This is a genomic window from Bacillus cereus group sp. MG4, from assembly GCF_040460055.1.
GTDB classification, from domain to species: Bacteria; Bacillota; Bacilli; order Bacillales; family Bacillaceae_G; genus Bacillus_A; species Bacillus_A wiedmannii.
Window position 1 is genome coordinate 2084897 of the sequence record NZ_JARVGZ010000001.1, and the last position, 25001, is coordinate 2109897.

Genomic DNA, 25001 nt, shown 5'->3' on the forward strand with positions numbered 1-25001 from the left:
AATGAACATAGTATCCTTTTCTTTAGTTATCAAAGTGTGATGTTTTGTTAAAATCATACTGTTGTAAAAATTGTTGTAACGCCTCTTCTACAAGTTTAGATTTTTGAATTCCTTTCGATTCTGATATAACGTCTAATTTTGCTAATATTTCTTTATTAATAGAAAAGGTACGTTTCTTTTTCTCTGTACTTATACTCATAATGGGTACACTTACTTCTTCTCTCTTTCTTAATAACTCATAAATACTTTGTAATTGCTCATAAATTAATAATTGATAATCCGTTTTCGCATATTGAAGGGCTGTCGCTTCTTGGAGTTGTAAGTGACGCGGTTCTTCTCCATCTCCTACAAAAATACGTTTCTTCTGTTCTCCATCATATTCGTATCCAATCAATCTTAATTTTTTTGATAATGTATATGGGCTTATTTCAAGACGTTTTGCTATAATAGCGATGGATTCACGTCTATTTAAGCAATCTATAATTTCTCCAATCGTCACAATTTCCCTCCTCCCGTGTTGAAATGACACTAGTATGGTATGTTACAATGATTTTCTAACAGTATATGCAAAACGAATAGCCTGTGCGATTCATACGATTTCAGAAAAGGAGGTTTTCCATATGCTTTTTCGTAGCTATACCCCACAGTTTTATAATGAAAATAAACAACTCATTCCTAATAGTATTGCTACGATGGAAAGCGTTATGATTCATAATCGAAAACAAACTCTCCTTATGCGCGGGCAAAACATAGAGCAGCCAATTTTATTATGCTGTCATGGCGGACCTGGCATGGCACAAATTGGATTTATTCGTCATTTTCAAAAAGAATTGGAGAAACACTTCATCGTTATTAATTGGGATCAGCGCGGGGCAGGTAAATCCTTTTCAATGAAAGATTTCGGAGCAAATTTTACAATCGAACAATTCGTTTCCGATGCAAAAGAAGTGATTCAATATGTACTTAAAAGATTCAATAAACAGAAACTATTTCTCGCTGGTCATTCTTGGGGAAGTATTATTGGGCTTAACATAGCACATCAATATCCACAGTATATCGAGGCTTACATCGGTATTGGGCAGATTGTACATATGAAACAGAACGAAGAATTGCTATATCAGCATTTAATTCGTTCTGCAAAAAAACATGATCATAAAAAAGCATTAGCGTCCCTTTTAAAATTAGGCAAACCACCATTTTTAGATACGAGACGCCTTATTATTCAAAGAAAGTGGCTTGGCACATTCGGCGGAGCAATCCAAAACGGATCTTCCTTTTCTTTCATACGAAAAGGCTTCTTTTCCCCTGAATATACGCTATTAGATTGGTTCAAGTTTCTCGCAGGAAATTTAAAATCTGGCGTTTTATGGGAAGAAATGTTGACAATCGATTTCTTTTCTTCTATTTCAAGCTTATCTATTCCGGTTTATTTTTGTTCTGGTCGCTATGATTATCAAACTCCTTATGCACTTGTTCAGGAATATTGTGATGTAATAGAAGCCCCCATAAAAAAGATGATTTGGTTCCCAAATTCAGCACATTCCCCTGATTTAGAAGAACCAGAATTATTCGCCAATTCTTTACAATCAATTAAACAAGAGCTAGCTTTTCAACATTAGTAACAAAAGGCTCTTTTACATTTCATAGAAAACAATTTATAATAATATGTCGCAACTATGTATAAATATAGCAAAGTGCTTCATATTTACTTGCCTTAGCACAATAAAATTTTAGGGAGATTACATTTATTATGAATGCTGTACTCGTCGCAGTAGCAGTTATGCTATTGCTTAGTTTGTTACGTGTCCAGGTCATTGTCGCCATCATTGTTGGAGCTTTAACAGGCGGAATTATCGGTGGACTCGGTATTTCAGAAACTATTAACACTTTTACAACTGGCCTTGGAAACAGTGCTCCAATCGCTTTAAGTTATGCAATGCTTGGCGGTTTCGCTATTTCCCTTTCCAAAACAGGACTTCCAGATGCCATGATTCAAACTGCACTAAAATGGATTGGCAATGAACAAGACACGAAAAAACAAGTTTATTCTAAAATACTTATTTTATTCATCATTTTAACGATGGCTTGTTTCTCACAAAATGTGATTCCTGTTCATATCGCTTTCATCCCCATCTTAATTCCAGCACTTTTAAAAGTATTAAATGAGCTGAAAGTGGATCGCAGGCTTGTTACATGTATTATTACATTCGGATTGATTACTCCTTATATGTGGATTCCAGCAGGGTTCGGAAAAATTTATCATGACGTATTGCAAACAAATGCTGCGCAAAGTGGTCTTACATTTGATGTCGCACTTATTCCAAAAGCAATGACTATTCCAGCAATCGGTATGATTATTGGATTATGTGTAGCGATATTCATTACGTACCGGAAACCTCGTACGTATGAAACAGAACAAGTTCATACTACCGCAAATGAAATCGTTCCCTATACAAAACGTAGCATTACTTTCGGATTGTTATCTATCATAGCCACATTAACTGTTCAATTAGCAACAGAATCAATGATTTTCGGTGCTTTAGCGGGGATTATCGTCTTATCAGTAAGTGGTAGTCTACCTCTTAAAGAAGCAGATGCGATATTAACAAGCGGAATGCGCATGATGTCCTTTATCGGTTTTGTTATGATCGCTGCCGCTGGATTTGGCGCTGTTCTTCGAAAAACAGGACATGTTGAATCTCTTGTGCAAACTAGTGCACATATAATTGGAAATAACAAACCACTCGCTGCATTTCTTATGCTTGTGATTGGACTTCTCGTTACGATGGGAATTGGTTCATCCTTTTCAACCATCCCTATTTTAACAACAATTTTTGTGCCTCTTTGCATGCAGCTTGGATTTAGTCCAATGGCCACAATTGCAATTATCGGTACAGCTGGAGCGCTAGGCGATGCGGGATCTCCAGCATCAGATAGTACACTTGGGCCAACATCCGGTTTAAATGCTGATGGTCAACACCATCATATATGGGATACATGTGTACCAACTTTTCTGCATTATAATATACCGTTACTTATATTCGGCTTTATTGCCGCAATTACATTATAAAAGGTGCGTTTTATACGCACCTTTTACTTTTTTATTTTTTCTTTTAATTGTTGTAAAGCTATTTTCCCATTTTCTTCGGCGCAACTTTCAATTTTCATGAGTGACGGGCCTATCCATTCACTGTCTATGCTCCCGTTCGGTCCAATAATTTTCAACTTATCCGGTATACGGATATTGAAATTTTTCGCTGCTTGAATTAACTCAAAAGTAACCTTTTCACTTGAAGTTACAATTCCATCTATATACGGGTAAGTTTGCAAGAATGTAATAAACTGTTTATTCGTATACCCTTGTACACATACTTCTCGATAAGAGATCCCTTCCTCCCAAACAGCGTCTAAAAATCCTGATATGCGCTCTTCCATTTCTTCACTATCTTCTCCCTCATCGAAATAAGCAAGAAATTGACAGCCTTTTTCTTTTAATAAAGAAACCGTTCTTTGTCCACTTTCATAATAATTTGCATGGGATTTTTTTTCATCAATCACAACAAACGGAAGTGGAATTTCTCCTATACTTTTAAAAACGGATCTTGTTAAAATAACACCTGCAACGTTATTTTCCTTCAACATATATATGTATCTATCTTTATTCTCTATATTACAAACAATGATTTGATATCCTTCTTTATATGCTATTTCCTCAATACAATGTAGCAAAGTGATGTTTGATGGGTCATATAGATTATCTACAAGTAATGCAATTATCGTTGAATTCTCTTTAAATAATGGCTTTGCTGCACTATTTGGCCTATAACGTAATTCCTCAATTGCTTCCTTTACTTGTTTTACTGTGTCCTCATGAACGTATCCTTTTTCATTAATAACTCGTGAAACGGTTGCGACTGAAACACCTGCCAATTTTGCAACATCACGTATAGTTGCCACATCGTCACCCCTTAATATGGTAATAGATTACAATTTTACGGTAACCTAAATTACAATATTCGTCAAGATTAATAACTTATATTTCTGAAAATTGTTACATCAATTTATTAAACGATACTCCAACTGTATTTCATGTAAAATTGAGATGTTATCATATCCGATACGCGGAATTTCTTTCTTTATTTTTCGTGCCTCTTCCACTGCATTCACATATAAATTAGTCATCACAAAATTACGTTTTTGGTAAAAACGTAACGCATTCATATTATCATTTGTTGTTATGAGCCAAACCCTCCCGCACCGTTCTTCTTCTGCAACTTGTAATACACAATCTACAAGTTTCGTCCCTATTCCTTTTCTTTCTTCAAAGCTATCTAACGATACAATTTCACACATATTTCCGGTCACTTCATACGTTATAATTCCGATTATTCTGTCATCCGAGAGCGCAACAAATCCTGGCAACTCTTCTAACTGATGCCCCTTACCACGTGAAACCATCAATGAACTCCCCCAGTTCTCACACATGAACATTCGGATTGTTTCTTTCATCGCTGGCGTAATTTTTTGTATATACACCATTTCCTATTTCTCCCCTTTTCTATCATTGTGATACAATGTAAGTGTATCACATGTAACGGTATTTGGAGGATGAGGTAAAGTATGAAACGTTTTTTTGCAGCATTGTTTACTATACTAGGTGCGATAACTGCCCTTGGGATTTTCTTTACAAATAAAGTGATGTACTTAAAGAAAAAAACAGAGGAAGAAGTACTCGAAAGAGAAACGAAAAAACATTTTCGTTTAGAGGATTTTGATGCTCTTCATAAAGAAGAAATTCATATTCCTTCGCAATTCGGATATGATCTTCACGGATATTACATTCCTGCTGGTCATTCCAATAAGTTTATGATTTTTTGTCACGGCGTAACTGTAAATAAAATGAACTCTGTAAAATATGCAAGGTTATTTTTAAACAGAGGGTATAATGTCGTTATTTATGATCATCGTCGTCATGGTAAAACTGGCGGAAAAACAACAAGCTATGGATACTATGAAAAACATGATTTAAAATCTGTAGTTGACTGGCTAAAAAGTCGCTTTGGAACAAATATAACACTCGGTATTCATGGTGAATCTATGGGAGCTGCAACACTTCTTCAATACGCAGGACTTGTAGAAGATGGTGCTGATTTCTATATTGCAGATTGTCCTTTTTCTGATTTCTACGGGCAATTACAACACCGTTTAAAGGTTGAATTCCATTTACCTAAATGGCCTTTATTACCTTTAGCAAATGCTTTTTTAAAAGTACGTGACGGTTATACGATTCGCGAAGTTTCACCAATCGATTGTATAAAAAATATTAATAATCCCGTCCTCTTTATTCATAGTAAAGATGATGATTATATTTTAGCTGATATGACGAAATCACTATATGAAGCAAAAGAAAACAATAAACAACTTTATATTGCAGAACGCGGTGCACACGCTTGCTCTTATAACGAAAATAAAGAAGAGTATGAAGCAGCCGTTGACCAATTTTTAAACTCATATGTAAAAGAAACAAAAAACAGGCTTGCATAAGCCTGTTTTTTTATTGCGCTAAAACGTCTGTAACTTGTTCCATATTTACAGAAATCCATTGCATTGCATCATCTAACGTTGGAAATTCTGTCGTTTGAAATGTTACTTCATCTTGAAGTAGCCAAACATCCTTTGCCTCTTGCCCTACACCTGCAATGGACCAATGTAACAAACTATATGGATGATTATCATTCAAAAATGATGCCCACGTGCGCTCATTTGCAATGTTTCGTAATGTATGTAATTGTTTATCCATCTCTCGTCACCTTACTCTAGTCAGTTATAAAAAACATTATAACACTCTCTTCTCTCCCAAAGAAAGTGCTCATTTTATATTGTCAAGTACTTCTCTTAATTATATGATGAAATTAAGCGTTTGGGAAGGAGGGATAGCGTTGGCGAAAGTACAAATTAAAGTAAATGATAATGGCTCTTTTCGCGTTACAGGGGACGTGGAATTAGTCGATTCACAAGGGAATGTATTCCCAGCAAAACCGGCATTTTCTTTATGCCGTTGTGGTTTATCAAAAAATATGCCTTATTGCGATGCTTCGCATAAAGGGAAATTCGAGTCTGTCGTTAGAGCACCAGAGGCAGAATAATTTTACATGTGACATGCACATTTTTTTGTGCATGTTTTTTCTTTTCATTAACTCTCGTCCCCCTTTTCCTTACAACATTCCTCGTACTTTTGTCCTCATTCCAACTTACATATATTTTCACACAATTCTTCACATTCGAATATTTTTTTCTAGCCTTTTATTTTTTTTGTGCTATAATTTGAGCAAACAACATCCTTCGGGGTCGGGTGAAATTCCCAACCGGCGGTGATGAAGTGCAAACTTCTAAGTCCGTGACCCGTTTTCAACTCGAAAACGGTGGATCTAGTGAAACTCTAGAGCCGACAGTATAGTCTGGATGGGAGAAGGATATGTTTTCTAGTAATTTTATATAGCGAATACACTTTTATTTCAGTATGCATATTTTTAAAGTTTCGTTTTGAATCTTTATATATGTTTTATTTTTTATACTTATGTTTCTATACTGAAATAAAAAGATACGACTAGCGTTTGAAAAATTCGATATTTTTGCTAGGTTTTTTCCTTATGCAAAAATACCAATCATCGTTAGGTTTCTTTCCTGTACTTTCGTATTCGAACTATATTTCTAGAAATCACGTCTCCCAAACCCCAAGGATATAAAATCCTTGGGGTTTTTTGATTTTTTCAGGAGAGGTGAAGAGAATGACAGATCAAGAATATATGAGGATTGCCCTGCAGTTAGCAGAAGGGACATCTGGACAAACAAGTCCAAATCCTATGGTTGGTGCTGTTGTTGTAAAAGAAGGAAACATCGTCGGTATTGGCGCTCATTTACGTGCTGGTGAAGAACACGCAGAAGTTCACGCGCTTCATATGGCTGGTGAAAAAGCAAAAGGAGCTACCGTTTATGTAACACTTGAACCGTGTAGCCATTTTGGAAAAACACCACCTTGCTGTGAATTGCTCATCAAAAAAGGAGTCAAACGGGTTGTAATTGCTACTCTTGATTGCAATCCTCTCGTTTCTGGTACTGGAAAAAGGAGATTAGAAGAAGCTGGCATCGAAGTAGCTACCGGTGTTCTTGAAACAGAAGCCACCTTATTAAATCGTTTCTTTTTTCACTACATGAAAACGAAGCGTCCATTTGTAACAATAAAAACAGCGATGAGCTTAGATGGAAAAACAGCAACTGTCACGGGTGAAAGTAAGTGGATTACAGGTGAAGAAGCACGAGCTGATGTTCACCAATATCGTCATACACATGATGCGATTCTCGTTGGAGTGAATACAGTTATAGCTGATAATCCGCATTTAACGACAAGAATTCCTAACGGGGGGAAAAATCCTATTCGTGTTATTTTAGATACTCATTTACGAACGCCACCATCTTCTCATGTCATAACAGATGGTTTAGCACCGACATGGATTATTGTCGGTAAGGATGTAAATAAAGAGAAAATAGCTTCTTATGAATCTGAAAATATAGCTATATTCCAAATGAAAACAAAACATATAGAAATCAAGGACCTCCTTTTCTTTCTTGGCGAGAAGCAAATTCTTTCTCTATTCGTTGAAGGTGGTCAAACAGTTCATGCAAGCTTCTTACAAACAAAACATCTCAATGAAATTGTAACTTATATAAGCCCCAAATTAATTGGCGGGAAAGATGCCCCTACTTTATTTGGGGGAAATGGTTTCGCAGCATTACATGATGCACTTTCCTTGGAAATTCAAGAGATGAAACAAGTTGGTGATGATATAAAAATCGTTGCGAATGCCCGAAGTGAGGTGACGGAATGTTTACAGGAATTGTAGAGGAGTTAGGAACGATTGCAAACATGCAACAAAGCGGAGAAGCGATGAAGTTAACGATCCATGCGAATAAAATTTTATCAGATGTTCACTTAGGTGATAGTATCGCGGTTAACGGTATTTGCTTAACTGTAACGAGTTTCACAACAGCTTCATTCACAGTGGATGCAATGCCTGAAACGATGCAATCAACATCACTTCGCATGCTTAAACCACACTCTAAAGTAAATTTAGAGCGGGCGATGGCTGCAAACGGACGATTCGGTGGGCATTTTGTTTCAGGACATATTGATGGCATCGGAACGATATTAAACAAAAAACAGCACTATAATGCCGTCTATTACAAAATAGCTATTGCTGATGAATTGCTGGGCTATTGTTTGCATAAAGGATCCGTTGCTGTTGATGGAACGAGTTTAACGATATTTGATATAGACGAATCTTCCATCACAATCTCACTCATCCCACACACAGTAAGTGAATCTGTTATCGGAGAAAAGAATGCCGGTGACATCGTAAATATTGAGTGTGACATGATCGGTAAATATATCGAACGCTTTATTTCTAAACCTGTAAAACGAACAGGTTCAATGAGCGAAAGCTTTTTACAAGAAAACGGATTTCTATAAGGGGGAAGCATTATGTTTCATCGTATTGAAGAAGCTCTAGAAGATTTAAAACAAGGAAAAGTCGTTATCGTATGCGATGATGAAAACCGTGAAAATGAAGGCGACTTTATCGCTTTAGCAGAGTATATTACGCCAGAAACGATTAATTTTATGATTACACATGGACGCGGTCTCGTTTGTGTACCGATTACGGAAGGGTATGCAGAACGCCTACAACTAGAACCAATGGTATCTCATAATACAGATTCGCATCATACTGCATTTACGGTCAGCATTGATCACGTTTCTACAACAACAGGAATTAGCGCTCACGAACGTGCGACTACGATACAAGAATTGTTAAATCCTGCATCAAAAAGTGCTGATTTCAATCGTCCTGGACATATCTTTCCATTAATCGCGAAAGAAGGCGGTGTCTTGCGCCGTGCTGGTCATACAGAAGCTGCCGTCGATTTAGCACAGCTTTGCGGAGCAGAACCAGCTGGAGTTATTTGCGAGATTATTAATGAGGACGGTACGATGGCACGCGTACCTGATTTACTACAGTGCGCAAAACAATTTGATATAAAAATGATTACAATAGAAGATTTAATTGCTTATCGCCGCCACCATGAAACACTAGTGACGAGAGAAGTGGAAATTACATTACCTACAGATTTCGGTACTTTCCATGCAATTGGCTATTCTAATTCATTAGATACGAAAGAACATATCGCACTCGTAAAAGGTGATATTTCAACAAGAGAGCCTGTACTTGTACGCGTTCATTCAGAGTGCTTAACAGGAGATGTATTTGGCTCATGCCGCTGTGATTGCGGACCACAACTCCATGCTGCACTTGCTCAAATTGAGCGTGAAGGAAAAGGCGTTCTTCTCTATATGAGACAAGAAGGACGAGGTATCGGCCTTCTTAATAAGCTTCGCGCTTATAAGTTACAAGAAGAAGGATTGGATACTGTAGAAGCAAACGAAAAACTTGGATTCCCAGCTGATTTGCGTGATTACGGTATTGGCGCTCAAATTTTAAAAGATTTAGGTTTACAACATTTACGATTATTAACGAATAATCCACGAAAAATTGCTGGCTTACAAGGTTACGATTTAGAAGTAATCGAGCGTGTTCCATTGCAAATGCCAACAAAAGAAGAGAATAAAACGTATTTACAAACGAAAGTAAACAAATTAGGACATTTACTAAACTTATAATAAAGGGAGAGATTCATTATGGTATTCGAAGGTCATTTAGTTGGTACAGGATTAAAAGTTGGGGTTGTTGTTGGACGTTTTAATGAATTTATTACAAGTAAGTTACTCGGCGGAGCTTTAGACGGATTAAAGCGTCACGGTGTAGAAGAAGCTGATATCGATGTTGCTTGGGTTCCTGGCGCATTCGAAATTCCTTTAATCGCTAAAAAGATGGCTAATAGCGGGAAGTATGATGCTGTTATTACGTTAGGCACTGTAATTCGTGGTGCTACAACACATTACGATTACGTTTGTAATGAAGTAGCAAAAGGAGTTGCATCTTTATCACTACAAACAGACATCCCAGTTATTTTCGGTGTATTAACGACTGAAACAATCGAACAGGCGATTGAACGCGCGGGCACGAAAGCTGGTAATAAAGGCTACGAATCCGCCGTTGCTGCGATTGAAATGGCTCATTTATCAAAACAATGGGTATAAAAAATAAAAAAGAGGCTGCGGCCTCTTTTTTATTTTTTCACTTTTCTCCGTACATCTTTTATTAATTCATTCATTGTTTTTCCTTCTGTTTGTATACGAAGCGTTTGTGCTGTTCTCCATACATTCTCTCTTTTCTTCGCTTCTTCTATAATAGTAATTTCTTTTCGCACTTCCTTTAAATCTTTCCCTTCTGTTTTCAATCCAAAATGTTCAGCTTTCGTTCGAAAATGTTGTTCAATTCGTTGTTGCATCTCTTTTTGTTCAGGATTTTCGGCGGCCTTAACTGGATCAGCACTTATTGCTTTTAGTAAAATTAGACAAGTCATAATCGCTAATATATATTTGTGCATGTAAAATCCTCCAACCCAATATAAATTACATATTTACTATGTACAATTGGGGCTTGGAAAATTCGTCCACCAAAATTCTTTTTTTCGCTCAACAACCAATAGTATCAAGCGTTCACAACTATTTATTACATTTTATTTACAAAAAAAGCAAACTCTTTTACAAGTTTGCTTTTTATCTATCTTATAATGCACATTCTTCAATCTCAAACCCTAAATCTTCAATCATACCCCAGTCTGCAGTCGGTTCTTGTCCAGCTGTCGTTAAGTAATCTCCAACAAAAATAGAGTTTGCTGCAAATAAACCAATTGGCTGTACAGAACGTAAATTGATTTCACGTCCCCCTGAAATACGAATTTCTTTCGTTGGGTTTACAAAACGCATCATCGCCAGCACTTTTAAACATTCTACCGGCGTTAATTCTTTTTGTCCTTCAAGCGGCGTACCCTTTACAGCAACAAGAAAATTACATGGAATGGAATCTGCATCTATACGTTGTAATTCAAATGCAATTTCAGCACGCTCTTCTATTGTCTCTCCCATTCCAAAAATCGCCCCAGAGCACGGTGAAATACCAGCTTGTTTCGCCTTTTGAACCGTATCAACACGATCGTCATACGTATGAGTAGAGCAAATACTTTCGTAATTATTTTCATGTGTATTTAAGTTGTGGTTATAACGATGTACGCCTGCTTCCGCTAAACGTCCTGCTTGATCTTCGTTTAAGAAACCTAAACAACAACAAATCTTCAAATCTGTCGTTTCACGAATCTCCTTAACTGCTCCAATTACGTGATTCACCTCTTTATCCGTCGGGCGACGACCAGATGCTACAATACAATATGTACCCGCTTTACGTCGAATTGCTTCGTGTGCTCCTTCTACAATCTTTTCCTGCGTTAGCCATGCATATTTATCAATCGGCGCCTCTGAAATAATAGACTGTGAACAATATCCGCAATCTTCAGGACATAATCCAGATTTCGTATTAATAATCATATTCAATTTTACTTTCTTACCAAAATGATGATGGCGAATGATGTAAGCTGCATTCATAATTTCTAACACTTCTGTATCATCAGCTTCTAATATTGCAATTGCATCCTCTTTCGTAATCATTTTCTCTTCTACTACGTCATGTGCAAGTTTTTTCCAATCCCTTTTTGTTTGTACTTGTTTCATTTCATCTCTTCCCCTCTTTTGTTATATGCATAAATAAAGCATGATAAGTCGCCATTATCCCTTCATTTTCCGTGAAGTCTCTTTCGTATATGCGAAGCATCGCACGAAAGAGTGAGGGACTTTGACAATATGATTCTTCATTACTATTGTTCGCTCCTACTTTTCGAATAGAGTGTAGAAACTCCCTAACTTCTGTAAATCTCTCTATGTAACATGTTTCAGAAACATGCACATCCCCTGTTTCTATTTCACACATATGGCGCAACTGATTTTTCGAATAAAAAATTTGCCCAATCGATGTTTCATTTTGTATATTTTTTTCTTCTTTCGCCCGCTGGAACGAAGCATGCAATTCTTGAAATGTTTCATGTCCAAACGTTGAAAAGAGTAATATCCCATCTATAGACAAATGATGAAATAAATTTCTTATCACTTGTTTTAAATCATTTAGCCATTGAAATGTGGCATTTGAAATAATGACATCATATGTTTCTTCTAGTCGTAATCTTTCGATATCCTCACAGTAAAACGTTACATTTTTCACATTTTGTCTAGTTTTCGCAACTGCAATCATACTTTCAGCAAAATCAATGGCTGTAATATGTGCTTTCGGAAATAAGTTTGATAATTGCTCTGTAACATATCCTGTTCCGCATCCAAGTTCTAAAATACGTATCGATGAATTTGCACTATATCGCCGATTCAATGTAGAAAGTAATGAATGTGCCATCTTTTTTTGTACATTTGCATATTGATCGTAGGATACAGATGCCGCGTTAAACCGTTTTTGAAGTAACGTTTTGTTGATCATGTCGTATCCCCTCTACAAATTGAATTATCTCATTTCCGCAATATTCGAAATTCGTTACACATAATGCGTGTCCAGCCTCACTTACTACCTTGAGCGTGGCAGTCTCATTCTCAGCCATACTACGCGCTACAGACAATGGACAAATTACATCCTGCTCTCCGTGAATAAGTAGTATAGGGACTTTAATTTCTTTCAGTTCTTCTCTCATATCTGCTTCTATTAAATACTCCAAACCTAATTGCAAAGACTGAATAGAATCACCTTTAAAGCGTTTTATCATATCTTCAAACCTTTTATTCTCTTTCAGCTCATCTTTTGTAAACATATTTTCATAAAACCGCTTGAGCGTATCTTCTTTCTTTCTCACTAAATTCTTTTTTAGCCGTTCTACATGCAGAGTATTCCATCCACTCGTATAATCGTTCGTACTTGTAAATTTGGCAGTACCACCAATTAGTACGATACCTTTTGCCTTAACCTTTTTATGAGCTTGAACTGCTGCTAACGCTCCTAGTGACCATCCAACTAAAATTACATTTTCATCTTTTGCTACCTCTATTATTCGCCCCGCAAATTCACTTTGTTCTTTCACATTACGCCAATTGATACATTGAACAGAATATTCTTTAAAATACGGCAGAACTAAAGTCCAAACACCTTCTTCCATTCCCCATCCAGGAATAAAAATAACCTTTAGCTCTTTCATACGAAAAACCCCTCTTCTTTATCAATGCGTATAATATGCTGAATAGCCCATTTCAAATCAGCTATTGTATGTTGGGACGTAACTGCAAAACGGACCCGTGAACTATTAACTGGAACCGTTGGTGGACGAATTGCAATTGCTGCAATACCTACCTCTTGCAGCCTTCTACTAAACCGTAAAGCTGCTTCATTTGAACCGACTACAATCGGTACAATATGAGTTGAGCTATTCCCAATATCAAAACCAGCTTCTTGCAAATGTGTCCTAAAATATGCTCCATTCTCTATAAGTCTCTCTCTTCTTTCATTATCTTCTTTCACAATTTCAATTGCTTTTTGCACTGCTCCTAACGTTCCTGGTGGTAAAGCTGTTGTAAAAATAAAGCTTCTCATCATATTTTGTAAATACTCTATATAAATTGCATCACCTGTCAAATACGCACCATAACACCCTAGAGCTTTGCTAAACGTCCCCATATGTATATCAATTTTTTGAGCAATATCTTTTTCTATATGAGACAACCCTGCTCCATCAATTCCATATATTCCACTCGCATGTGCTTCATCGACTATAATCATTGCTCCATATTTCTCTTTCATTTGCACTAAATCTCTTAAATATGCAGTATCACCATCCATACTAAAAACAGTATCTGTTACGATTAATTTTTTCTTTTTTGGCGGTGCTACTTGCAACAGCTTCTCTAAATGATCTAAATCATTATGACGATACCTTTTATGCTCTGCTCCGCTTAATATAATCCCATCAACGATGCTTGCGTGATTTAATTTGTCACTAAACACAATATCGTGACGACAGGCTAATGAAGAAATCACTCCAACATTTGCGGTATATCCACTATTTACAACTAAGGCTTTTTCAGTGCCTTTCCAATCGCATATACTTCTCTCAACCTCTTCATACAGTGAATAATTTCCTACAACGAGCCTTGATGCTGTCGCTCCAGTTCCATGTTTTCTTGTGCATGCAATAGCAGCTTCTTTTAACCTCTCATCTCCAGCTAACCCTAAATAATTATTTGACGCTAAATTTAGCATCCTTTTTTCATCTCGAATAAGCCATGTCTCTTCTGCTTGTTCTGTTACATGCAAATTGCGATACTGCCCTTGCTTATTTAATTGTTGCAATTTAGATTGAAGATGTGTGCGCCACGTTTGATTCATTTCGGATGAACTCCTCTAATTTTGAAATCATTATATACTCTTTTGCAGATTCCAAGACTTCTTCTTTTGTAAACGCACCTTCAAAGAATGGTAATAAACCTAAAACCGGTACTCCACTTAGCTCTTCAATCATTTCTTTATTTTCTTGTACTCTTTCCATTTCACATTCTTTGCAGCCGGATAAAATTACACCTGCTACCGTTAAGCCATGTGCCTTTGCATAAGCAATCGTTAAAACTGTATGATTTACTGTTCCTAATGTAGGGCGTGCGACTATAATAAGAGGAAGCTGTAATTCCTTTGCGAAATCAATTACTAAAGCGTCTTCTGTATATGGAACAGCCAGTCCACCTGCTCCTTCTACAAATAGGCTATTAAACTCTTTCAATCGTTCATTATAGTGATCCATAATGTCTTTTAAATGTACTACTCTTCCAGCTCTTTTCATGGCAAGTCTCGGAGCAAGAGGCTCTTCAATAGAATAAGGGCAAATTTCATCTTCTTTTGTCGGTACACCTGATAATGCTTTTAACCTTGCTGCATCTCCCTCTGGATTTGATGCAACATGTCCACTTTGCAACGGTTTATATACCCCTATGTTATATCCCAATTCTCTAAATACACCTGCTAATGCACCGGCAACTACAGTTTTCCCCACTTCAGTATCCGTTGCTGTAACAAAAAAACCGCCCATTATTCTCCCTCCGTAACATCCGAGATTGATTTATACAAAATACGTAACATATCATCAATCTCATCAATTGTAGAAGCAAGAGGAGGCATAAATACAATTGTATTGCCAAGTGGTCGCAAAATCATGCCCAGCTCTCTTGAGCGTTTACATACTTGAACACCGACTCTCTCTGTCCATTCAAACGCTTCTTTCGTTTCCTTATTCTTCACAAGTTCAATTCCAGCCATTAACCCGCACTGACGAATATCCCCTACATGTTTATACGCAAAGAGCGATTCTAATTGCGTCGCCACATATTCTGTCTTACGTGCCACTTCTTCTATTAAATTTGTTTTCTCGTATAGCTCTAGATTCGCAATGGCTACCGCACACCCTAACGGATTCCCTGTATAACTATGACCGTGGAAAAACGTTTTTTGTTCTTCATAGTCTCCTAAAAAGGCATTATAAATTTCATCTGTCGTTACGGTGATTGCAACTGGTAAATATCCACCTGTTAAACCTTTTCCGGCTGTTAAAATGTCTGGCGTTACATTTTCATGTTCACATGCAAACATTTTCCCGGTACGCCCAAATCCAGTCGCTACCTCATCTGTAATAAATAGAACGTTATATTTTGTACATAAATTACGGAGCCCTCTTAAGTATCCTTTTGGCATTGTAATCATACCGCCAGCACCTTGCATTAAAGGCTCTACAATAATCGCCGCAATTTCTTCATGCTTTTCTTTCAGCAGCTCTTCCATTTCTTCTAAATGTTTTTTCACAATTTCCTCCTTATTATTTCCATAAGGAGAACGATATGTATATGGATACGGCATTTTAATTGCCTCAAATAAAAGTGAACTATACACTTGGTGAAACAAGTCTATCGCTCCTACTGAAACAGCTCCAATTGTATCACCGTGATACGCTTCTTTTAATGTAACAAATCTTTGTTTCTTCGGTTTTCCTTTATGCTGCCAATATTGAAAGGCCATCTTAATTGCAATTTCAACGGCGCTAGAACCGGAGTCTGAATAGAATACTTTCTTCAAACCTTCTGGCACAACTTCAATTATTTTTTCTGCTAATAAAATAGATGGAACGTTAGCAAGTCCTAGCATAGTAGAATGGGCAATTTTATTTAATTGCTCACGAATTGCTTCATCTAATTCTGGTACTTGATGTCCGTGAACATTTAACCAAATAGATGAAACACCATCCCAATATTCATTTCCATTTACATCGTATAGCTTTCTTCCCTCTCCACGTTCAATAATGACAGGGTCTTCTTCTAAATAATCTTTCATTTGTGTAAACGGATGCCATACATAAGCTTTATTTTTCTCCGATAATTCTTCATATGTATAAGACGATTTTTCAGTCGTATTACTATTAACAGTCACAATTGCCACCCCTAATGTTAACTAATTTATAAATAAAGTTAACATTGAATTTAAATGACTGTCAATTATTTTTAAATCAAATAGTTCTTAAAAAAGAACAACTTATCATACGATAAGTTGTTCTACTTTCCGTGTTGTACCTTTCCGATTTCTAAAATAATCTCTTCATCTTTTTTTCCTTCTGTATCAATTCCAAGTTGTTTTGCATGTTCAATTAATAAATCATGGCGCTTCTCAAATCTTGCTGTATTTACTTCTTTCGTAACCTCTTTTTTTGTTTTTCCTTCAGTAGAAACTCCTAGTTTCTCAGCTGCTTTTTCCGTCGATTTCTTCTCTTCTATTTCTTTTACTTTCTTCACTTCTGACTGCTTTGTTCGACTTTGTTTTGACTGCTCTGATTCAGCTGCAAAAGCTGTGTAAATTCCAGCACTTCCGCCAATGACTAGTAAGGTGGTAAAAAGAATTATTTTTTTCTTCACTCTTTCCTCCCCTTTCAAATTCATTATAACGTACAAATTTAGAACATTAAAAACATTTAACCTTTATTTCCCTAAAAAAATATTGAACATTTTTATTGACATATAAGATGAAAATGTGATAAAAATTTAACTAACATCATATGAATCGGCATTGATAGGATTTAGTAGTATTTCGATTTCTGATTTCAGAGAGCTGGTGGTCGGTGCGAACCAGTACAGAGCGAATTATGAATTACCCCCTGGAGCTTCTTTTGCGAAACGTAAGGAGTAGTGAAAGACGGTTATAGACCGTTATATCTAAAGAGTGGTGAAACGAAACTGTTTCACAATTTAGGGTGGTACCGCGAATTTTTCGTCCCTGCATATATTGCAGGGGCGTTTTTATTTTATTAACGCATATCATACGACCCTTTATTTTGTGATACATTCATTTCACAAGCTAGGGTGGTACCGCGATTTCTTCGTCCCTGCATAATTATATGCAGGGACGTTTTTTTATCCAATCATTTCCGCATCATATTGAGATATGGACAATTACCGGTAATTTGTCACAAAATTCTAAAATTTAGAAGGAAATAAACAATATTGGCGAATTTTATATAAAAAAGAGTTATTTTAGATTACTTAGGAGGGGAAAACAATGGTTTCAAAAATTGAATCTGTTCTTTTAACATTATTTATCTTTTTCTGTATTGGCTTTAGTGTTATTCAATTAGAAGTTTCACCACACATCCCAATTTTATTTGGTATCGTTCTGTTATTAGCATTTGGATTTATGAAAAAAATCTCTTGGTCTACTATGGAAAAAGGGATGATCAGTAGTATTTCAGCTGGTATTCCATCTATTTTTATTTTCTTACTTGTAGGCGTATTAATTAGTGTTTGGATCGCCGCTGGAACAATCCCAACTTTAATGGTATACGGCTTCCAGCTTGTATCTCCAAAAATTTTCGTTCCAACTGTTTTTGTTGTTTGTGCAATTGTTGGAACAAGTATCGGTAGTGCCTTTACAACTGCCGCAACTGTAGGGCTTGCCTTTATGGGCATGGGTAGTGCTCTCGGATACGATCCGGCTCTAATCGCTGGTGCAATTATTTCTGGTGCATTCTTTGGAGATAAAATGTCTCCTTTATCTGATACAACTAACTTAGCTCCTGCTGTTACGGGTGTAGATTTATTTGAGCATATTCGTAACATGCTTTGGACAACAGTTCCAGCTTTCATTATTGCTTTTATCGCATTTTTCATTTTAGGAGGCGGTACTAGCGGAGACGTTGACTTCACAAACTTTATTAGCACATTAGAGAAAAATGCAACGATTTCTATCGTTACACTTATTCCAATTTTATTACTGTTCCTATTCGCATTTAAAAAGGTTCCAGCTGTTCCAACATTGCTTGCAGGAATTGTGGTAGGAATTATTATTCTCTTTATTTTCAAACCTGGCACTTCTTTAGCTGATTTAATGAAAATTATGCAAGACGGCTACGTTTCTAAAACTGGTATTAAAGACATTGATAGCTTACTATCTCGCGGTGGTCTACAGAGCATGATGATGTCGATTGCCCTTATTTTCCTAGCTCTTTGTATGGGAGGATTATTACAAGGAATGGGTATTATCGCGCAGCTAATGAATATTATCTCTAGCTTCGTAAAAAATAGCACACGCTTAATTATTTCTACTGCTTCAACTGCAATTGGTGTAAACTTCTTACTTGGTGAGCAGTACTTATCCATCGTTTTAACAGGACAAGCATTTGCTAATAAATACGATGAAGTCGGTTTAGAGCGTCGTAATTTATCACGTGTACTTGAAGATGCAGGTACAGTTATTAACCCGCTCGTACCATGGGGAGTAAGTGGTGTATTCTTATCGAACGTCCTTGGCGTTCCGACATTTGATTACCTTCCATTCGCAATTTTCTGTTTAGCTTGTCCAGTCTTAACAATTATTGTTGGTTTCACTGGACTTGGCCTTTCATGGAAGAAAGAAAAAGCTGTAACACTTTCATAATATATTAAAAAGGATTACCTGAATCGGTAATCCTTTTTATATTTCTCCACTATCTATTTGCTTTCTTTCTTCTAAATAACAGAAGTAATCCCGCTCCAACAAACGCCAAGCCTGCTCCAATTGTAGAAGCAACACTTGTACCTGTTTTCGGTAAATCACGTTCATCTTTTTCAGCTTCTTTATTTTCACTTACAGTTGTTGTTGTTTCTTTTGTATTTTGATCATCTGTTGTAGTTTGTCCAGATCCAGTAGTGTTTCCATCTTGCTTTGGTTCATTACCATTACTACCTTCTTCTGTTGGTGGTGTTGAGTTTTCTCCATTACCTGTTGGCGGTGTCGTTGGATTCTCTCCACCAGTTTCCTTATCATCATCGTTCTTCTTCGTTATATCAATTGCATATTTAGCAAATTCATTTTCAGATGGTCCAACATATGATATTTTCCCATCTTTCTTTATATACTTTTGTGCATTTGGTGAAGAATCGAATGTTGTATTTAATTTATCTGCAACAATCGGTTTAAACGTCCAATTTTTATCTGCTGCTGGATTAATAACTGGTGTTTCTTGCATATACTTCACAATGATTTGACGTGTTTCATCTTGTGATTGGTATACAACTTCTCCTTTACTTACACCTGGGAACGTTTGGCTACTTCCGCGATAGTTATTTGTAGCGACGATGAACTCTTGATTGTCAGCTACTGGCTTACCTTCATATGTCATATTTATAATACGATTCGTATTTGCATTTACAACTTTTCCATCTTTATCGTATTTCGCTGGTTGTGTTACATCAATTTCGTATTTTAAGCCATCTAAAATATCGAAGTTATATGTAGGATAGCCTATATTTACTAATGGTTGTTCTTCTGTTTTCTTTGGATCGATTTGATTAAACTGCCCTGCAGACATTTCAAGCCATTCTTTCACTTGTGCCCCATTTACTTTTACAGCATATAACGTATTTGGATATACATATAAATCTGCCACGTTTTTAATTGCTAACGTTCCAGCTGGAATATCCGTATAATATGTAGCACCGTTTCGGCCACCTGCTTTAAATGGTGCGCCTGCAGATAAAACTGGAATTCCTTTATATTTGCTATACTGTCCATTTTCAGCAAATAACTTTTCTACATACCATTTTTGTGCATTTGTTACAAGTTGTACAGAAGGATCATCTTGTACTAATGAGAAATAACTATTAATTGGCGCTGTCGTTTTTCCTACAGCTGTATTGACATAATCAATTGTCGCTTGATGATCATCTTTAATTTCATTAACTAATTGTTGATCGGATTGTACTAATGGATTCCCTTTACTATCAGCAATCGGACGAAGTTGCGGCTTCGATTGCTCTTTTTGTATTTCCCATTTTCCGTTTACCTTTTTCAATTGCATATCAATAATACCTAAGTTACTTCCAAAGACACCAGGCATTACAACTGGAACACCATTAAATACATCCTTCACTTCAGTATGTGAATGTCCCATTAATACTGCATCTACACCAGAAACTTCTGTTAAATAATACGACGCGTTTTCCATACCAACGTTGTATCCACTCTTATCAACGCCCGAATGCGCTAGTGCAACGATAACATCTGCACCTTCTGCTTTCATTTTTGGCACCATTTTCTTCGCTGTTTCAACTATATCTTTCGCTTTCACTTTTCCTTCTAAATTTGCTTTATCCCAGTTCATAACTTGAGGTGGAACAAATCCCATTACGCCAATTTTCACTTTTTGTTTTTGTCCTGATTCATCTTCTACTTCTTTTTCAAAAACATGATATGGTTTAAAGTAATTTTGGTCGTTCTCTTCATTAGTATCTTTATCATCTTTATAGACGTTCGAGTTAATAACCGGGAACTCTGTTTTACTAATTACTTTGTTTAAATAGTCTAAACCGTAGTTAAATTCATGATTCCCAAGAGAGATGACGTCATACTTCATTAAATTCATTAAACGATATAATGGATGTGTATAACTAGGATCCACAGGCTTCTTCGGATCATTTATTTTATTTGCTACATAATCTCCAAGTGGTGTCCCTTGCAATGCATCCCCATCATCAAATAGGACAGAGTTCTTCGCTTCTTCACGTGCTTTATTAACGAGTGTTGCCGTTTGCACAAGACCTACTTTATTATCTGTTTTCGTTTGATAATAATCGTAATTCATTAAGTTAACGTGAATATCTGATGTTTCTAGAATTCGTAAGTTAACCGTACTCTCCCCAGTTTGCTCCTCCGCATGAGCTGTTGTTGGCAATACTTGCGGCGCTATTACACCTATAGCAAGAGTTGCTCCAGCTAGCATTTTTTTTGACTTTTTCACAAAAAATCCCCCTTATACAATTACCAAAAATAATGAAATAAACCTCTATTTGCCTCTAACCACATACCTTTTTTCTTCTATTAGAGACAAGATTTTCATTTCATCCTGCGCTAATGAGTAGTCCCCTTAAACGCCCGATTAGTGAAACTTTAATTAGTGGGAAATAAAGCCCTACTCATTAAAATTTCACCTTATCTGACATTATCATATATAATGTACTTTCATATCGTCAATATTTTTTGACATACTTCTACAAATTTTCTGTAAAGTTGTTGTAAACTTTTCATAAACATATAATATGCCCTTACATTGTTAATACTGCTGAATATGATACAATTACCAATTACAAGGAGGATGAATATATGAAAAAAGTCATCTTAACAATTGTTTGTCTCCTCCTTCTAATCATTTCTTATTCTTATTTTGAAAAGAACGATGAGACAAAACAAAATGAACCCGAAGAAAACACAGAAAAAATATCTACTCCAAGTTGGATTGATAAGCAAACAAACGATTCCTTTTATCATCTCGTACTAGGTGATTCACTCGCCAAAGGATATGGATCGACACAAGGGGGATTTGCTGAATTAGCTTCTAGGCAAATAGAAGCACAAATTCATAAGCCAATTACAGTAGAAAACCTTGGGATAAACGGTCTTACAACAGGTCGTCTCGCTAAAAAAGTGCAATCAGAAGATGTAAAGCAAAAAATTAGAGCAGCAAATATCATTACAATTAATATTGGAGGAAATAATTTATTCCGTTTAAATCGTGATGTCGGTGTTATAGATGGTATTAAAATGTTAAATAAAGAAAAAGCTCATTTTGAAGCGGATATAAAAAATATTGTAAAGACAGTTCGAGATCAAAATCCGAACGCTTTACTCATTCTCTCAGAACTCTATAATCCGTTACAACTCGATGACTCCATCGCCAGTTATGCAGATATGTTTTTAGATGGATGGAATGAATCCGTTTATTCCATTTCAAAAGCAAATCAACCTTCTATCGTTTTACCAATTCGTAAATTAATATCAAATGATAAAAAAGATTTACTCTTTGACCAAGTGCACCCAAATGATGATGGCTACGCGATTATTGCCGATTCATTTACAAAAAAAGTGTTGGCCTACAAATATTAAAATTTCCATGAAACAATTCTATTTTTATAACATGTCTTTTTTGTTACAATGATAGTGGAAGGGGGCCTTTATATGGAATCACGCGAGTGGGAACGTATTGTTGATCATCTTCTTTCGCTAGTGCCTCTTTTTTATCGCAAATTTATGCTTCCTGGAGAATTTTCTTCTCAAAGACATATGCCGCCATCACATACACAAGTATTGCTGCTTCTGCATGAAAATGGCACATTAGCAGTTTCCGAAATCGGCAAGCGGCTAGCGATTTCACGGCCTAACATGACACCTCTATTAAACAAACTGATTCAAGAAGAACTAATAGAGCGTCATTATAGCGAAAAAGATCGACGGGTCATTTTAATTTCCCTAACAGTTGAAGGGAAATTGTTAGTAAATCAGTATCAACAATTCATTTTAGACAAATTAAAAGAAAATTTCCAAACATTATCTGAGGAAGAGCGCGAAAAGCTCATTCACTCTCTTCAAACCATTCAAAATTTAATTTTGAAAACAAACGCATAAAGCTGCTTCTACATAGAAGCAGCTTTATGATTCGTAATAATTACCATAGTACACATTTGAATATGGCCATGTCGTTAAATATGGTTTTTGTTCTTGCTTAGGCTGTTGTTGTGGTATTTGTGGTAATTGCTGTAATTGTTGTTGTCGATATAATTCGTATTGTCTACTCATATCATAAACCGGATAATAATTTACATATGGGTATACTTGCGGTACGTAATAATAATAATACATTCATTCTCTCCCCCTTTTTCTTAAACATATTCAAAGGAGAAAATGAATGTGACACTCTTTATATTTGCACGAGTGGTTCTCTCACTCGTTTCTTTCTGTTCTTCAAGCGGAGCTTACGGTTCTTTTCATATAAATAATGCACAACGAAATATGAAATCCCTCCAAACACAACTCCTAAAATCGTCATTCCAATTAATACATACACTTCACTCTGTAACAAGCTCTTTAACATTGTAAAAATATGACTCGAAAACAAGTCAGATATCGTAAATGGTTCATGATGTATTTTTTGCACATGAAATGGATATATCATTTTTCCTAACGCATAAGCAAATGGAAATAAAAATATCGGTAGAAACGATATTTTCCCAATAATATTGCCAATAACCGCAGCAGGAAAAGATCCCTTTGCTAATCGAACGATCGGATAAAATATTATATATATGAGCGATGCCGTATATATGACCAACATCTCTAAGCCAAAACCAATCGCAAAACCTAATGATACTTTCTTCGCTCCTTCTGGTGATCGAAGAAACTTATAATATTGAAACTTTAATATTCTCCACATCCGCTGGAAAAACGAATATGTTTTCTTAGTTGTTTTCACCCTCATCATCTCTTTAACTATATTTTATACCTAGTATGCCCTTACACACTCTGAAAAACAAATTTCATTTTCTCTTTCATTATAAATGATATCAAAATGGTTAACCAAATATACATACGACATTTCAATATAAAAAGCACACCCCAATTGTTATTCGTGCTTAACAATTGGGGTGCACATCATTTAGGAAGGCTCTTCTACATTTTTAAATAAGCTTACTAATAATGCTTTTTGCGCATGCAATCGATTACCCGCTTGCTCAAATACGATAGACTGCGGTCCATCTATAATTTCTCCTGTTACTTCCTCTTCACGATGGGCAGGTAAACAGTGTAAGAAACGATACGTTTGCTTCGCATGCATAACAAGTTCGGTATTAATTTGGTACGGTTGAAATAAAGTATATTTCTCTTCTTCTCCCTCTTGCCCCATGCTCATCCAAACGTCAGTATAAATGAAATCTGCTTTACTCACTGCTAATTCAGCGTTATGCAAAATTTCAATTTCAGCTCCTGTTTCTTCAGCAATCGTTAACGCTTTTTTTACAATTTCCTCATTCGGTTCATACCCTACAGGCGTTGCAACAGTCATATTCATTCCAACTTTCGCACTCCCTAACAACAATGAATGACATACGTTATTCCCATCACCTACATAAGCCAGTTTTATTCCTTTAAATGTATTTATTTCTTCATATATTGTCATTAAATCTGCCAACGCCTGACAAGGATGGTGATCGTCCGTTAATCCATTAATAACAGGAATGCTCGATTCTTTTGCAAGCTCTTCTACATCGGCATGTGAGAATGTACGTATCATGATCCCGTCAATATAATGAGATAATACTTTCGCAGTATCTGAAACGGTCTCTCCTCTTCCAATTTGCATCTCTTTCCCACTTAAAAACATGCCATGTCCCCCAAGCTGTACCATTCCTGCTTCAAAAGATACGCGAGTACGAGTTGAATGTTTATCAAAGATAAGCCCTAATATTTTTCCTTGTAATAAAGGCTCTTGCTTATTCTTTTTTAAATATATAGCGAACTCAATTAAAGAAATGATTTCTTCTTGTGTCAGTTCTTCTAATGTTAACAGATCTTTCGTATTTAATTTCGGTACTTGTACAGTTGACATGG

The 25001-nt window shown here is 36.2% G+C and carries 27 protein-coding genes, 1 riboswitch and 1 other annotated feature; of the genes, 11 read left to right on the forward strand and 16 right to left on the reverse strand.

Annotation, left to right across the window (positions count from 1 at the left end; genetic code table 11):
* Positions 1 to 22: 22 nt before the first annotated feature.
* Positions 23 to 499, reverse strand: coding sequence for a ribbon-helix-helix domain-containing protein (locus QCI41_RS10900; RefSeq protein WP_075308142.1), 477 nt, complete (start codon positions 497 to 499; stop codon positions 23 to 25).
* A 121-nt stretch (positions 500 to 620) separates the two neighbouring features.
* On the opposite strand from QCI41_RS10900, the gene QCI41_RS10905 reads away from it, so the two are divergent.
* Together QCI41_RS10905 and QCI41_RS10910 are read left to right on the forward strand one after the other, a co-directional pair.
* A complete protein-coding gene (locus QCI41_RS10905; RefSeq protein WP_353837489.1) occupies positions 621 to 1619 on the forward strand; it encodes an alpha/beta fold hydrolase in 999 nt (332 codons plus the stop codon).
* A gap of 131 nt (positions 1620 to 1750) precedes the next feature.
* Positions 1751 to 3070 carry a Na+/H+ antiporter family protein gene (locus QCI41_RS10910; protein WP_353837488.1) on the forward strand — a complete coding sequence of 440 codons (1320 nt, stop codon included), beginning with the start codon at positions 1751 to 1753 and terminating at the stop codon, positions 3068 to 3070.
* A 23-nt stretch (positions 3071 to 3093) separates the two neighbouring features.
* On the opposite strand, the gene QCI41_RS10915 is transcribed toward QCI41_RS10910, so the two are convergent.
* The gene (locus QCI41_RS10915; RefSeq protein ID WP_353837487.1) at positions 3094 to 3957 is read right to left on the reverse strand and encodes a LacI family DNA-binding transcriptional regulator; all 864 of its coding nucleotides are present in this window, start codon (positions 3955 to 3957) and stop codon (positions 3094 to 3096) included.
* A 99-nt stretch (positions 3958 to 4056) separates the two neighbouring features.
* Complete coding sequence (locus tag QCI41_RS10920; protein WP_353837486.1) at positions 4057 to 4539, reverse strand: GNAT family N-acetyltransferase; 483 nt, start codon at positions 4537 to 4539, stop codon at positions 4057 to 4059.
* Between the two features lie 81 nt (positions 4540 to 4620).
* On the opposite strand from QCI41_RS10920, the gene QCI41_RS10925 reads away from it, so the two are divergent.
* Entirely contained in the window at positions 4621 to 5544 is a 924-nt protein-coding gene (locus tag QCI41_RS10925; protein ID WP_000819238.1) for an alpha/beta hydrolase, read from the forward strand.
* A 10-nt stretch (positions 5545 to 5554) separates the two neighbouring features.
* On the opposite strand, the gene QCI41_RS10930 is transcribed toward QCI41_RS10925, so the two are convergent.
* On the reverse strand, positions 5555 to 5800 hold the full coding sequence (locus QCI41_RS10930) for a DUF2552 family protein (RefSeq protein WP_000360794.1): 246 nt from the start codon (positions 5798 to 5800) through the stop codon (positions 5555 to 5557).
* Between the two features lie 139 nt (positions 5801 to 5939).
* Between QCI41_RS10930 and QCI41_RS10935 the strand changes: the two genes are divergently transcribed.
* The 5 genes from QCI41_RS10935 (at position 5940) to ribH (ending at position 10213) form a co-directional block, all read left to right on the forward strand.
* On the forward strand, positions 5940 to 6146 hold the full coding sequence (locus tag QCI41_RS10935; protein ID WP_001151582.1) for a CDGSH iron-sulfur domain-containing protein: 207 nt from the start codon (positions 5940 to 5942) through the stop codon (positions 6144 to 6146).
* Between the two features lie 188 nt (positions 6147 to 6334).
* A riboswitch (FMN riboswitch) is annotated at positions 6335 to 6478 on the forward strand.
* Positions 6479 to 6788: 310 nt separating this feature from the next.
* Complete coding sequence (gene ribD / locus QCI41_RS10940) at positions 6789 to 7901, forward strand: bifunctional diaminohydroxyphosphoribosylaminopyrimidine deaminase/5-amino-6-(5-phosphoribosylamino)uracil reductase RibD (protein WP_000131998.1); 1113 nt, start codon at positions 6789 to 6791, stop codon at positions 7899 to 7901.
* The gene (ribE, locus tag QCI41_RS10945) at positions 7883 to 8527 is read left to right on the forward strand and encodes a riboflavin synthase subunit alpha (protein ID WP_353837485.1); all 645 of its coding nucleotides are present in this window, start codon (positions 7883 to 7885) and stop codon (positions 8525 to 8527) included. The genes ribD and ribE overlap by 19 nt, the downstream gene beginning before the upstream one ends.
* A gap of 12 nt (positions 8528 to 8539) precedes the next feature.
* Positions 8540 to 9733: a bifunctional 3,4-dihydroxy-2-butanone 4-phosphate synthase/GTP cyclohydrolase II gene (gene ribBA / locus QCI41_RS10950; RefSeq protein WP_353837484.1), complete on the forward strand. Its 1194-nt coding sequence runs from the start codon at positions 8540 to 8542 to the stop codon at positions 9731 to 9733.
* Positions 9734 to 9751: 18 nt separating this feature from the next.
* The gene (ribH, locus tag QCI41_RS10955; protein ID WP_353837483.1) at positions 9752 to 10213 is read left to right on the forward strand and encodes a 6,7-dimethyl-8-ribityllumazine synthase; all 462 of its coding nucleotides are present in this window, start codon (positions 9752 to 9754) and stop codon (positions 10211 to 10213) included.
* Between the two features lie 29 nt (positions 10214 to 10242).
* Here the strand turns inward: ribH and QCI41_RS10960 are convergent, their stop codons facing one another.
* From QCI41_RS10960 to QCI41_RS10995, 8 genes are all read right to left on the reverse strand, one after another.
* A complete protein-coding gene (locus QCI41_RS10960) occupies positions 10243 to 10563 on the reverse strand; it encodes a hypothetical protein (RefSeq protein ID WP_353837482.1) in 321 nt (106 codons plus the stop codon).
* Between the two features lie 181 nt (positions 10564 to 10744).
* On the reverse strand, positions 10745 to 11743 hold the full coding sequence (gene bioB, locus QCI41_RS10965) for a biotin synthase (RefSeq protein ID WP_353837481.1): 999 nt from the start codon (positions 11741 to 11743) through the stop codon (positions 10745 to 10747).
* Between the two features lies 1 nt (position 11744).
* Entirely contained in the window at positions 11745 to 12554 is an 810-nt protein-coding gene (gene bioC / locus QCI41_RS10970; RefSeq protein ID WP_353837480.1) for a malonyl-ACP O-methyltransferase BioC, read from the reverse strand.
* Positions 12520 to 13260: an alpha/beta fold hydrolase gene (locus tag QCI41_RS10975; protein ID WP_353837479.1), complete on the reverse strand. Its 741-nt coding sequence runs from the start codon at positions 13258 to 13260 to the stop codon at positions 12520 to 12522. Before QCI41_RS10975 ends, bioC begins: the two co-directional genes overlap by 35 nt.
* Positions 13257 to 14444, reverse strand: a complete 1188-nt coding sequence (gene bioF / locus QCI41_RS10980) for an 8-amino-7-oxononanoate synthase (RefSeq protein WP_353837478.1) — start codon at positions 14442 to 14444, stop codon at positions 13257 to 13259. Before bioF ends, QCI41_RS10975 begins: the two co-directional genes overlap by 4 nt.
* Positions 14410 to 15138 (reverse strand): ATP-dependent dethiobiotin synthetase BioD, encoded by a 729-nt coding sequence (gene bioD / locus QCI41_RS10985; RefSeq protein WP_046957488.1) that lies wholly within the window; start codon positions 15136 to 15138, stop codon positions 14410 to 14412. The genes bioF and bioD overlap by 35 nt, the downstream gene beginning before the upstream one ends.
* Positions 15138 to 16526 (reverse strand): adenosylmethionine--8-amino-7-oxononanoate transaminase, encoded by a 1389-nt coding sequence (bioA, locus tag QCI41_RS10990; RefSeq protein WP_046957489.1) that lies wholly within the window; start codon positions 16524 to 16526, stop codon positions 15138 to 15140. Before bioA ends, bioD begins: the two co-directional genes overlap by 1 nt.
* Before the next feature lie 122 nt (positions 16527 to 16648).
* Positions 16649 to 17005, reverse strand: a complete 357-nt coding sequence (locus QCI41_RS10995; protein WP_353837477.1) for a hypothetical protein — start codon at positions 17003 to 17005, stop codon at positions 16649 to 16651.
* Between the two features lie 142 nt (positions 17006 to 17147).
* Positions 17148 to 17368, forward strand: a binding site (T-box leader).
* A 277-nt stretch (positions 17369 to 17645) separates the two neighbouring features.
* Between QCI41_RS10995 and nhaC the strand changes: the two genes are divergently transcribed.
* Positions 17646 to 19019 carry a Na+/H+ antiporter NhaC gene (nhaC, locus tag QCI41_RS11000; protein WP_353837476.1) on the forward strand — a complete coding sequence of 458 codons (1374 nt, stop codon included), beginning with the start codon at positions 17646 to 17648 and terminating at the stop codon, positions 19017 to 19019.
* 49 nt (positions 19020 to 19068) lie between these two features.
* Here the strand turns inward: nhaC and cpdB are convergent, their stop codons facing one another.
* Entirely contained in the window at positions 19069 to 21360 is a 2292-nt protein-coding gene (gene cpdB / locus QCI41_RS11005; protein WP_353837475.1) for a bifunctional 2',3'-cyclic-nucleotide 2'-phosphodiesterase/3'-nucleotidase, read from the reverse strand.
* Positions 21361 to 21722: 362 nt separating this feature from the next.
* On the opposite strand from cpdB, the gene QCI41_RS11010 reads away from it, so the two are divergent.
* The gene (locus QCI41_RS11010) at positions 21723 to 22502 is read left to right on the forward strand and encodes a GDSL-type esterase/lipase family protein (RefSeq protein ID WP_353837474.1); all 780 of its coding nucleotides are present in this window, start codon (positions 21723 to 21725) and stop codon (positions 22500 to 22502) included.
* A gap of 72 nt (positions 22503 to 22574) precedes the next feature.
* Positions 22575 to 23021, forward strand: a complete 447-nt coding sequence (locus QCI41_RS11015) for a MarR family winged helix-turn-helix transcriptional regulator (RefSeq protein WP_000445824.1) — start codon at positions 22575 to 22577, stop codon at positions 23019 to 23021.
* A gap of 24 nt (positions 23022 to 23045) precedes the next feature.
* Here the strand turns inward: QCI41_RS11015 and QCI41_RS11020 are convergent, their stop codons facing one another.
* The 3 genes from QCI41_RS11020 to argF form a co-directional block, all read right to left on the reverse strand.
* The gene (locus QCI41_RS11020; RefSeq protein ID WP_353837473.1) at positions 23046 to 23255 is read right to left on the reverse strand and encodes a hypothetical protein; all 210 of its coding nucleotides are present in this window, start codon (positions 23253 to 23255) and stop codon (positions 23046 to 23048) included.
* A gap of 58 nt (positions 23256 to 23313) precedes the next feature.
* Positions 23314 to 23874: a DUF2062 domain-containing protein gene (locus QCI41_RS11025; RefSeq protein ID WP_353837472.1), complete on the reverse strand. Its 561-nt coding sequence runs from the start codon at positions 23872 to 23874 to the stop codon at positions 23314 to 23316.
* Between the two features lie 174 nt (positions 23875 to 24048).
* A complete protein-coding gene (argF, locus tag QCI41_RS11030; protein WP_353837471.1) occupies positions 24049 to 24999 on the reverse strand; it encodes an ornithine carbamoyltransferase in 951 nt (316 codons plus the stop codon).
* Positions 25000 to 25001 lie beyond the last annotated feature (2 nt).

What these genes read in the sequence shown, in the direction of transcription:
- QCI41_RS10905 (WP_353837489.1), top strand. Translation starts at nt 621, where the DNA reads ATGCTTTTTCGTAGCTATACCCCACAGTTTTATAATGAAAATAAACAA.
- QCI41_RS10910 (WP_353837488.1), top strand. Translation starts at nt 1,751, where the DNA reads ATGAATGCTGTACTCGTCGCAGTAGCAGTTATGCTATTGCTTAGTTTG.
- QCI41_RS10920 (WP_353837486.1), bottom strand. Translation starts at nt 4,539, where the DNA reads ATGGTGTATATACAAAAAATTACGCCAGCGATGAAAGAAACAATCCGA.
- QCI41_RS10925 (WP_000819238.1), top strand. Translation starts at nt 4,621, where the DNA reads ATGAAACGTTTTTTTGCAGCATTGTTTACTATACTAGGTGCGATAACT.
- QCI41_RS10930 (WP_000360794.1), bottom strand. Translation starts at nt 5,800, where the DNA reads ATGGATAAACAATTACATACATTACGAAACATTGCAAATGAGCGCACG.
- ribD (WP_000131998.1), top strand. Translation starts at nt 6,789, where the DNA reads ATGACAGATCAAGAATATATGAGGATTGCCCTGCAGTTAGCAGAAGGG.
- ribE (WP_353837485.1), top strand. Translation starts at nt 7,883, where the DNA reads ATGTTTACAGGAATTGTAGAGGAGTTAGGAACGATTGCAAACATGCAA.
- ribBA (WP_353837484.1), top strand. Translation starts at nt 8,540, where the DNA reads ATGTTTCATCGTATTGAAGAAGCTCTAGAAGATTTAAAACAAGGAAAA.
- ribH (WP_353837483.1), top strand. Translation starts at nt 9,752, where the DNA reads ATGGTATTCGAAGGTCATTTAGTTGGTACAGGATTAAAAGTTGGGGTT.
- QCI41_RS10960 (WP_353837482.1), bottom strand. Translation starts at nt 10,563, where the DNA reads ATGCACAAATATATATTAGCGATTATGACTTGTCTAATTTTACTAAAA.
- bioB (WP_353837481.1), bottom strand. Translation starts at nt 11,743, where the DNA reads ATGAAACAAGTACAAACAAAAAGGGATTGGAAAAAACTTGCACATGAC.
- bioC (WP_353837480.1), bottom strand. Translation starts at nt 12,554, where the DNA reads ATGATCAACAAAACGTTACTTCAAAAACGGTTTAACGCGGCATCTGTA.
- QCI41_RS10975 (WP_353837479.1), bottom strand. Translation starts at nt 13,260, where the DNA reads ATGAAAGAGCTAAAGGTTATTTTTATTCCTGGATGGGGAATGGAAGAA.
- bioF (WP_353837478.1), bottom strand. Translation starts at nt 14,444, where the DNA reads ATGAATCAAACGTGGCGCACACATCTTCAATCTAAATTGCAACAATTA.
- bioD (WP_046957488.1), bottom strand. Translation starts at nt 15,138, where the DNA reads ATGGGCGGTTTTTTTGTTACAGCAACGGATACTGAAGTGGGGAAAACT.
- nhaC (WP_353837476.1), top strand. Translation starts at nt 17,646, where the DNA reads ATGGTTTCAAAAATTGAATCTGTTCTTTTAACATTATTTATCTTTTTC.
- QCI41_RS11010 (WP_353837474.1), top strand. Translation starts at nt 21,723, where the DNA reads ATGAAAAAAGTCATCTTAACAATTGTTTGTCTCCTCCTTCTAATCATT.
- QCI41_RS11015 (WP_000445824.1), top strand. Translation starts at nt 22,575, where the DNA reads ATGGAATCACGCGAGTGGGAACGTATTGTTGATCATCTTCTTTCGCTA.
- QCI41_RS11020 (WP_353837473.1), bottom strand. Translation starts at nt 23,255, where the DNA reads ATGTATTATTATTATTACGTACCGCAAGTATACCCATATGTAAATTAT.
- QCI41_RS11025 (WP_353837472.1), bottom strand. Translation starts at nt 23,874, where the DNA reads ATGATGAGGGTGAAAACAACTAAGAAAACATATTCGTTTTTCCAGCGG.
- argF (WP_353837471.1), bottom strand. Translation starts at nt 24,999, where the DNA reads ATGTCAACTGTACAAGTACCGAAATTAAATACGAAAGATCTGTTAACA.